Origin of the sequence: Pseudanabaena sp. 'Roaring Creek', from assembly GCF_001402795.1 — a bacterium.
Classification (GTDB): domain Bacteria; phylum Cyanobacteriota; class Cyanobacteriia; order Pseudanabaenales; family Pseudanabaenaceae; genus Pseudanabaena.
In genome coordinates this window covers 1-9,301 of the sequence record NZ_LIRE01000723.1, presented here as the reverse complement: position 1 = coordinate 9,301, position 9,301 = coordinate 1, and the positions used below count along the sequence as shown (strand labels likewise).

The window sequence follows — 9,301 nt, the reverse complement described above, 5'->3', positions numbered from 1 at the left end:
AATTCCTATTAGTGCATCACTATTTAAAGTATTAAGATAGTGATATTTTTGCTGGCAAAGCTCAAAACACATACTGTATAAGGATTTGCTTTCTAAATACTTTTTTCAGTAAAATAAGAGCGGAAAGTGCGAGCACGTAGAGTGGGTTTCATTCTTCAACCCACTCTACGTGCTCGCACTTTCCCTTTTTACCCGTCGTCACTTAAGATTTTCATTGAACCATTTTAGGCACTCCTCCTTACCCTCTGTGCTAGCTCTTTTCTGAGGTTCGTAAGACTCACATGCGTCTCTCGCGATCTTCATCTTCTCTTGATCGTAACTCTGACCCTCACCATAAAAATTCTTCCTAGAGGATTTATCGGTTCCATACTTCCAATGCGGTTTCTTAAGATGTATATGGTATGCAGATGGATCGCCGATAAATTCTCCACCCTTATTTCCTTTCACTACAGCCTGAGAGCTATTTGTATTTCTTTCGATCCCAAATTCATCCTCAGATAAATCATCGTCTTCCCAAACCTCGCTTTTATCGCTAACTTTAGGCTGCTGTGATTTAGCAATTTCAATTATTTTTCCCCCTAATGTGCTAGCATCCATTTCTGCTGGTTTACCGTCCTGCTTAGCAAGTAATTGTAAAGCCTCAAAAACAGTTTTAGAATCCATCTTTAAGAATTTCAAGTCGCCCTTGAGCCATAGGTTGACATCCTCTATCGATGGTAGTTTTTTCTTGGAGTACGTTTTACCACTGTACTTGAAGGTTCTTTGCACCTGAGTTGCTCTTCCAGTTGCTTGCTCTATACTTATCTGAGGCGATCGCTGCACCGCCCCCCCATTCTGCTGCACCACATGCGTCAATTCATGGGCGATCAACTCCTGACCATTCTTGCTACTAGGATTATATTCTCCTTGTCGAAAGAAGACATCTTGACCTGTTGTAAATGCTTTAGCCTGAATTGATTTATTTAAGCGATCGGATTGCGAATCTGTATGTATTTTTACGCCGCTAAAGTCTGCTCCCATCGCTTGTCCCATCTTCGCTTGCAGATTAGAATCTAGAGATTGACCACTACCTCTCGCACTTTGAATTGATGACTCTAAATCAGTCGAAGCTTCTCCACCATCAATATCTCCTCGTCTCTGTACCAAAGACTTCATTTGCAATTCTTCATCCTCTTCTTCCATCGCTTCTCGCTGGACAGATTGCTCCTGAATTGGCGAATTTATCTGTTGGACAACTTTAGAGGCAGTGGCATCTGCTTCCTTCTCATATTTATCATTCGGCTCGCCAATACTCAGCTTGGCTTGGATCGCCATACGCTTAGATTGAAGCGGCTTCATCAAGCGGTTCATTGGCTTTGCTTGGACTGGCGTATCAGCCGACTCAGTACCGCGCTGATTAATTATTTTTTCAAGTAAATTCTCAGTGTATCCAGATCGACGTGGAGCATCTTCATCCAAGTCCGTCTGTAGTGGCGCGAAGCCTCTAGTTTGTAGAAATGAAGCTGTGGGTTTGAATGAAAACGCGGATTGCGAAGGCTTTTTTTCGTTATCATGAGTACGCGACATATCAGCAACCCCTAGATTTACTTGTCGAGACACCTCAATATATCATATACATAATATTTGGCATTGCATATTCTCGCGTGATCGCAAAGATTAATAACAATTCTGATTATTTACCACTCCATCTTGCAGGATTGTGTTACACAACTTCGCTTTTGTTAAATTTGTATTGATTAATGAAGCATTTTCTAGATAAGCATCAACTAAATTTACTTCACTGAGATTTGCCCCTTCGAGATTGGCAAAACCTAGCTTGGCGTTAGTCAGATTTGCTTTTAGTAAATTTGCACCTTCAAGATCGACAAATTGACGAACTTGGGTAAATGCATCAACATTGCCATCGGCATAGGTATCGGTTAAATTTGCTTCTTGGAGATTGCTCTGCCGAAAGGAGGCACTGAGCAAATGGGTATTGCTAAGATTTGCTCCTGTTAAATTCGCTTTACCAAAATTAGCAAGGCGCAAGTCGGCATAGCTAAGATCGACATAGACGAGATTGGTTTCCTGTAAGTTTGCCCCCCTCAGATCGGTGCTGCGAAGGTTTGCCCCCTGAAGCTCAGCTTTACTTAAATCTGCCCCAATTAGTTTGAGTCCGCTTAAATCTGTATTGCGTAAATTGCAGCCCTGACACCGATTGGTTTCGATTAGTCTCTGCCGATTGAGGGCTTGAAGGCGATCGCTCAGAGGATCGGCAAGGGAGACCGAAGCAACAGAAAGCAACACGATCGCCCAAGCTCCCGACCATAAAACTTTAGGAATAACGCTCATTTGTAGAATTCGATTGCCGATGGGATTGAGTATTAGCATCCATCGAAACTATGATGATAAATTAATGTGGATAGAAAAAGTTGTCATACTTTACGGACTTTACTTTACGGATTTTATTGTATTGGTGAAGTCATAAATGAGAACTTTTTGCTAAACCTGTGTTTGGGGTTGAAAACTTGGGAGTAACAGTGATTTTGCGTTCTTTCATTAATTTATTTAAGCAAAGTAAACGAGTTTTATTACTCTCGCTAGTGCTATTAAATTTGCCGATCGCCCCGATCGCGATCGCCCAAGAAAAGTTACAGGATTTTGACTATTGGGCCTCGCTTTGTAGCTCTTTGGTTAAATCCCGCAAGTACAAAGAAGCCATTGAAGCTTGCAATCAGGCGATTACCCTCAACACCAACGAGCCGATCGCTTGGCTCGAAAGGGGTGATGCGATGGTGGGTTTGGCAATGTATACCGAAGCCGTAGTATCCTACGATCGCTTTATCAAGTTACAGCCCAACAGTTCGGGGGCTTTAGCTAAACGCTGTGGCGCTTTGAATGAGTTAGAACGGTATGAGGATGCGATCGCCTCCTGTGAACTCGCCCTAAGGATCGATCTCAATTGGGATGATGCCTCGCCAGCGATGGTCTGGTACATCCAAGGAGCCATATTAAAACGTGCGGGAAAAATGGCTGAGGCTCTAGAATCCCTCGGTTTAGCCATTCGCTCCAACCCCAACTACTCCCTTGCCCTGACCGAACGTTGTGATATTTTTGTCTCCCTCGAACGCGCCGCCGATGCTCTCCAAGACTGCGATCGCGCTATTAAAGTTAATGCCAACTGGGGAAAAGCCACTCCAGCGATCGCTTGGAAAACTAAGGGCAAAGTCCAGAACCAGTTACAGCGATTTGACGATGCCCTATTTGCCTACGACAAAGCTGTAGCGATCGAACCCACCAACGCACAGGCTTGGGCAGAACAGGGCATGATTTTATGGCGACTCGGACGCTATGCCGAAGCCCTTGCTTCGCAGGAATGGGCTTTAAAAGCCAAAGATAAATATTCCCTTGCCCTCGCCAATTCCTGCGCTGCCCTTAACCAACTGCGTCAGTATAAAGAAGCTCTGGCAGCCTGTAACGCAGCCCTGCAAGAAGGCGATCAGCAATGGGATTATCTAGGACCAGCTTGGGCTTGGGATCAGAGGGCTAATGCCCTCAATGGTTTAGGTAAATACGAAGAAGCCCTTGCCTCAGCAAATAGAGCGATCGCCCTCCAACCTAAGCAAGCGAGTTTTTGGGGCAATCGCGCCGCCACACTCTGGGCGTTAGGACGTTTCGATCTAGCGCTTTCATCGACCAATCAAGCGATCGCCCTTAACCAAAATTCTTCGAGTGCTTGGTTTAATCACGGGCGCATTTTAGCTTCTCTAGGACGTACCGAAGAGGCTTTAACCGCCTATGACAAAGCCATTCAAGGCGATGCTAATATTGGCAGTCAAATTTTCTTGGCAGATATTTGGACAAACAAAGCGGCTTTGCTTTGGCGACTCAATCGTTTTCGCGAATCGATCGCCGCCAGTCAACAGGCGATCGGCATTAACCCTAAATCAGATACGGCATGGTTCAATCTCGGTTTAGCCCTAATGTCCATCGAGCGAAATGCGGAGGCGGTGACTGCCTATAGTCGGGCGATCGCGATCGATGTTAAAAATGCTGACTACTGGACGGGAAGAGGCATCGCTTTACTTGCGCTCAATAGTAATGCGGATGCTCTTGTTGCCTTGGAACAAGCACTCAAGCTCAATCCCAGCCAAACCCAAGCAACCATCAATAAAGCGATCGCGATCGAACGTTTAAAACCAAAACCAGCCAAGCCCTAAAACCTAAGAGATGAGTGGCGGCGCTTCGCCGCCACTCATCTCTTACAACAATTATCGGTTAAACGAATACAAGGAAATTTTGGAAAGCATTGCTTCGCAACGCTTTCCAAAATTTCCTTGGTTTGAGCGCAAAGCGCTACAGGTACTCATGTAGTTACTCGCCTGTGGTATTGCTAGATCCCAGGAATTTCTGACAGATGACACTTTAACTCTTCGACCTCAAAATTGGTCATCTGCTGCCATTCTTCAATCGTGAAATCATATCCCTCTGCTCTTGCCATTTCGACAAAACTTTCAAGATTGGGAGCCTGATTTAGCTTTGCCTTGAGGAGGGAATTGTTTTTGGCTGCCCGATAAAGGCGCGCCACTTGCTCTCTTGCCATAATCTTGAATAGGAGTAAAGTGGTGGAATAGATTTTATACCAGAATATATGAACCATACAAACTTTGCTATAAATCCCCCCAAAGGTTTAATCGAAGGATGTGAATTAAAAACTAAATCTCGTAATGGTTTTCAAGTTATAGCTATCGCCAAATGTACTAGGGAATCAAACCCCAAGAATTGACTGGCGGCGCTTCGTGCCGCCAGTCAATTCTTGGGGTTTGATTTGTCCTAATTCAAGTGACTGTACCAAGTTAAGACTTGGCTACGCCAATTCTTAACTTGGTATAACGTCTAATATTTCACTGGGAAGGGAGCAGGCAAAATGAAAACCGCTATACTCCAGTAGCCAAGAAAACGTTATAGTCTAGTCTATCAATATAATTTTTCACTAGATTTTTCACTAGATTTTTTAGTTAGAGATTTTACTTGTGGAATAATTTCATCAAAAAATCACTCCACACGAGTACAGCTTTTTGGGTTTTTATCAAGGTAAGGACAGCGCTCTATGACAGGAAAAGCTCCAAATGTTTGGCAGAAGTTCTGGAAACGTATCACTGATGTTTGGAATCAATTTATTGGCATAATCGATGGATTAATCGGCAATAAATTTATTGAATTTCTCAATAAAATAATTCCACCTCCTTTAAGATTTCTTCTTCCTTTTCTCAGGGATGACTTAGGACTTGCCCCACCTTCAATTACTTCTTTTAAGGGAATTGGAGTGCCAGAAAAGATAGAATCTAAAGAGGTTTTAAAAGAAATTACCATCGATCAAAGGGTGGGAACAATCTGGCAAATTAAACCACAATTTCTACGCTATCAATGTCAAGAATCCAATCCCTTTCGCTGTGAATTCCCCCATCAAGCTGTTACCGACGATCCTAATAATAAATATTGTAAAAAATGTCAATTTCCTGCCAGTCTACCTTCAGAAGTTAAGGTTCGGGGGAGAAGTGGTGTTTATCAAGTAGATAACTATATTGGCATTCGGGGCACTGGCAGACTCTATAATGCGACAAATTTAACTAATGGTGAAGAATTCCTATTTAAAGAATATGTAATTCCCAAAAAATATTTTAACGATCAAGAGACAAGAGCCTGTAAGCGCAATTTTGAAATATCATCAGAGTTAAAACTATCAGACGGCAGAACCCAAGACTCTCGCTTAATTACCCCCATAGAAGCGATCGCTGATGCCCGCGAAGAGCGCTGTTATGCAATTTTACCCCGAAATGATGAGGCGATCGTTCTGGCGGAATATTTAGCGGGGCATGGAGCTATGAGTAATTGGCAGGTTAAGTCATTTCTCAATCAAGCTTTACAAACCCTTGAATCTTTACATTCTCAGAAGTATCGCTTGCGTTCTGGAATAGTAACCTCAGGCTTGCCCCATGGCAATCTATCCTTTTATAGCATTGCTATCCGTACCGATTTCCAAGGATTTACGGTCTATCTCAATGATATGGCGCTATGGGAAGATCGTTTTTATCCTCCCGATGTCCAAACACCAGCCTACTCTATTAATCGGGATCTAGAGGATTTGGGCTATATCGCCTTTTACTTACTAAAGGGTGGGGTGATCGATCTCGAAAACCGTTCCTGCTTAAGTCCCTATGAAATAAACCATTGGGATAAAAAAATTAATCTAGGACTAAAAAAATTCATTCAAAACTTGATTGGCTTTGGGGAAGTCAGTTATAGCAGTGCCGAGATCGCCAGACGAGCATTGCTACGAATACCGATTGAACGCGATGCTATGCTGGAATTCATTGACAAAGAGGAAGTTGTACCAGTTAAAAAGAAGTGGTGGGGATGGATAACCAAAAAAATAATTGCGATCGCGATCGCAGTTACGCTCCTATTACTTCTGTTACTCCTATTATATTTCTGGTTAAACCAACCACCCAAAACTGCTAATCTAAACGCCCCCTGTTGCATCAATCAAATATCTGATATTCCTAAAGGTAAATTTACTTATACTGCTGACAAACATGGCTCTTGGAACTACACGCTCTTACAAGACAATTTAATTGCTAAAGGTGCGACCTTAGAAGATGAATTGAAAAAGCGTCAACCCAAACTCCAACTTAAATATCAACCCATCGTAGTTGACAAGAATAGCAATCGATCGCCAATTACCCAATTGCAATCTAACCAAGCTGACTTTGCGATCTCGAGCGTAACTGATAATTTAGATGGAACCTTTATTACCCAAGATATTGCCTACGATGGCTTAACAGTATTTGTTGCCTTTAGCTATGCCCAACGCGATAATAGTCTGCCTACCGCCTTACAGGGTAGACTCTCCTTCTCCCAATTACGTCAACTCTATACAGGAGAAATCATCAATTGGCGACAGTTGGGGGGACCAAATCTCCCCGTCAAGCTCTATATGCCCCTCGATAATGATGCGATCGCAATTTTTGAAAAACGGGTGCTCAAAGATGAAGAGGCGATCGCTGCTTTCCGCCAACTGATCCAAGAGGGTAATAATGGCATTACATCCCTATCAGTTTTTGATTCTCTTAGACAGGTAATCCAAGACTTTGAAGACCGAAGTATCGGCAGCATTTCTTTTGGCTCGATCAGTCAAGTCTTTGGTCAATGCTCGGTTTATCCCCTCGCGATCGCCGATGACAATAAACCCTTTATCTCACCCCTAATGTTTAAATCTGGCAAAGCTGTTACCCCCAATGTCGATCTTTGTAACGAAAAAGGAAGCTACATTCAAAATTACAGTAATTTTATCAATCAAACCTATCCTCTTGCCTATCCGATTTCGGTAGTCTATACCCGCGATAACCGCCGCTTGCCGATTGCCGAACGTTTTATCGCGATCATGCGCACCGATGAAGCGCAGAATTTACTCAAGCAAACTGGACTTATCCCCTTAAAATTTCCCATCAAATCATCCAATTAAGTAACGTCAGTTCGAGTTAAGCTGGCAAATTTTAGAAACCCAAAAGTAAAAGCCTTGCTACGCAAGGCTTTTACTTTTGGGAAAGGGTTTGCTACGCAAACCCTTTCCCAAAACTAATTTCAAATTATCCCGAACTCTCGTTAAATAGTATCAACTAGATATAAAGACCTAAGCCCTGTGGCTCACGCTGCGCGTGAACCAACACTTCAATGAGTTAAAAAACAGACCCAGTAAGGTTTTGAGATTTCCAAGATGGCGTTGCCATTTTGGAAATTTTATATCCTAAGCAAAACTTGCATTACTATATAATGTAGTGTAAATATACGGTTAGGTATACTAAATATACATTTACATATACATGGCAAAGCGTTGATGGCAAACTATTCTGGAGAACCCCAAGAAAGAGCTGAACTTGCCAAGTTGGCTGCCCAGATTTTGCAAGAGCCTTTAAGAATAAGATTGCTAAGCAATCGGGTGCATCAGCTTCTTCTAGATGACTTGAAGCGGCAAAAGGAACGGGCGGGAAGAAATTATGAGGGTAGGTTATGACTAGCAACGGTTTCACCAGATCAGCATCTTACGTTACCACCAACCATTTCTATGTAGAGATGTCCCCTGATTCAACCATCGTGGCATGTTTTACTGAATGTACTGGATTGAGTGCCAAAGTAAACTATGAAACCTACCTCGAGGGAGGCAATAATGACCAGCAAAAGATTCTCTTAGGACATACGACCTTCTCGGAGGTGACGCTCAAACGAGGAGTAACTGAAGATCTCAGTTTTTGGAATTGGTTCACAGCTACCACATCCCGAAGACGTAACATCCGCATCTTGCTCTTTAATCAAGCAGGTGAAACCAGACAATGTTGGACTTTAATCGGTGCGATTCCCGTTAATTGGCAAGCGCCCTCCCTTCAAGCCGATGGCAATGCTGTAGCGATCGAAGAGTTATCCTTAGCAATTGAGGGACTAACAGTGGCAACAACAGGCGGTGGGGCTGCTACCGTAGTCACCAGAGATACATCCAATGGTTCTTTCCCAAGTTCATAAGACGTGACTGAAAATACTCCTCCCTCCTTTGATGCTACTGATGACGGAATATATGATGATATTCCGCTAGGCAATTACGAGCCTTTGATAGTCCCCAATGCGCTTGGACAGTCTTTTTTACAGCCAAAATTTATTTATCCACTAGGAGCGATTTCCCTATTAAGTCCTGATAATCTAGATGTCAATAGTGGCTCTGAATTTTTTACGAGTTCCTTTGAAGACTCTCCTTTCTTTAATAGTCCGCTACAATCACCTTCTCTAAATACTGTCCAAACTAAATCCGTTGCCTCTAAAGCTAATTTACAAGGACAGAGCAAATTCCTGCGATCGGCAAGTGGTTTACTCAGCGATAGACCAATTCAAAGATCTAGTAAATTCTCATACCTCAGTCAGCTAGATGATATTACTCAAAGCGATCGCACAATCAAAAGAGAGTCCGACTTTACCATTCAACCTATCTTAGATTCTCAAAGCACTGAAATCCAAAGACAAGTTATCTCAAACGATATTGAATCAAATAATTCTCCTCAAATCCAAAGATCCAATGATAATGCTTCACTAATTCAAAGAGCATCAACTTCCGATCAATCCATTGTAGAGATACCAGATAACCAGTCCAACGATATAAATCAGGTAGTCCAAAGACAAGTTGATACTGCTAATTTACCAACTGTAAACAATACTCCATTAGAAAGCGATCGCAATATTCAAGCAAGTGTCAATGCAGATTATTCTGCTCCTATTC

General features: G+C 42.6%; 8 protein-coding genes. 5 read left to right on the top strand and 3 right to left on the bottom strand.

The genetic code is table 11. From position 1 onward, the window contains the following. Positions 1 to 198: 198 nt before the first annotated feature. Positions 199 to 1,566: a DUF4157 domain-containing protein gene (locus AC805_RS21230; RefSeq protein ID WP_055077250.1), complete on the bottom strand. Its 1,368-nt coding sequence runs from the start codon at positions 1,564 to 1,566 to the stop codon at positions 199 to 201. 90 nt (positions 1,567 to 1,656) lie between these two features. Further along, positions 1,657 to 2,370 carry a pentapeptide repeat-containing protein gene (locus AC805_RS21225; RefSeq protein ID WP_082429597.1) on the bottom strand — a complete coding sequence of 238 codons (714 nt, stop codon included), beginning with the start codon at positions 2,368 to 2,370 and terminating at the stop codon, positions 1,657 to 1,659. Positions 2,371 to 2,507: 137 nt separating this feature from the next. Between AC805_RS21225 and AC805_RS21220 the strand changes: the two genes are divergently transcribed. Beyond that, entirely contained in the window at positions 2,508 to 4,199 is a 1,692-nt protein-coding gene (locus AC805_RS21220) for a tetratricopeptide repeat protein (RefSeq protein ID WP_231664076.1), read from the top strand. 173 nt (positions 4,200 to 4,372) lie between these two features. Here the strand turns inward: AC805_RS21220 and AC805_RS21215 are convergent, their stop codons facing one another. After that, positions 4,373 to 4,639, bottom strand: a complete 267-nt coding sequence (locus AC805_RS21215) for a Nif11-like leader peptide family natural product precursor (protein ID WP_231664060.1) — start codon at positions 4,637 to 4,639, stop codon at positions 4,373 to 4,375. A 450-nt stretch (positions 4,640 to 5,089) separates the two neighbouring features. Here AC805_RS21215 and AC805_RS21210 point away from each other — a divergent pair, with 450 nt between their 5' ends. From AC805_RS21210 to AC805_RS21200, 4 genes are all read left to right on the top strand, one after another. Beyond that, positions 5,090 to 7,504, top strand: a complete 2,415-nt coding sequence (locus AC805_RS21210; RefSeq protein WP_055077247.1) for a PstS family phosphate ABC transporter substrate-binding protein — start codon at positions 5,090 to 5,092, stop codon at positions 7,502 to 7,504. Positions 7,505 to 7,876: 372 nt separating this feature from the next. Further along, positions 7,877 to 8,053, top strand: coding sequence for a hypothetical protein (locus tag AC805_RS25865; protein WP_156341518.1), 177 nt, complete (start codon positions 7,877 to 7,879; stop codon positions 8,051 to 8,053). After that, the gene (locus AC805_RS21205; RefSeq protein ID WP_009629061.1) at positions 8,050 to 8,556 is read left to right on the top strand and encodes a phage tail protein; all 507 of its coding nucleotides are present in this window, start codon (positions 8,050 to 8,052) and stop codon (positions 8,554 to 8,556) included. Before AC805_RS25865 ends, AC805_RS21205 begins: the two co-directional genes overlap by 4 nt. A 3-nt stretch (positions 8,557 to 8,559) precedes the next feature. Continuing rightward, positions 8,560 to 9,301 (top strand): hypothetical protein (locus tag AC805_RS21200; protein ID WP_156341517.1); only part of this gene is annotated, 742 nt, incomplete at its 3' end.

Coding starts and splice junctions, on each gene's coding strand:
- AC805_RS21205 (WP_009629061.1), top strand. CDS start 8,050: ATGACTAGCAACGGTTTCACCAGATCAGCATCTTACGTTACCACCAAC.
- AC805_RS21215 (WP_231664060.1), bottom strand. CDS start 4,639: ATGGTTCATATATTCTGGTATAAAATCTATTCCACCACTTTACTCCTA.
- AC805_RS21210 (WP_055077247.1), top strand. CDS start 5,090: ATGACAGGAAAAGCTCCAAATGTTTGGCAGAAGTTCTGGAAACGTATC.
- AC805_RS21225 (WP_082429597.1), bottom strand. CDS start 2,370: ATGCTAATACTCAATCCCATCGGCAATCGAATTCTACAAATGAGCGTT.
- AC805_RS21230 (WP_055077250.1), bottom strand. CDS start 1,566: ATGTCGCGTACTCATGATAACGAAAAAAAGCCTTCGCAATCCGCGTTT.
- AC805_RS25865 (WP_156341518.1), top strand. CDS start 7,877: ATGGCAAACTATTCTGGAGAACCCCAAGAAAGAGCTGAACTTGCCAAG.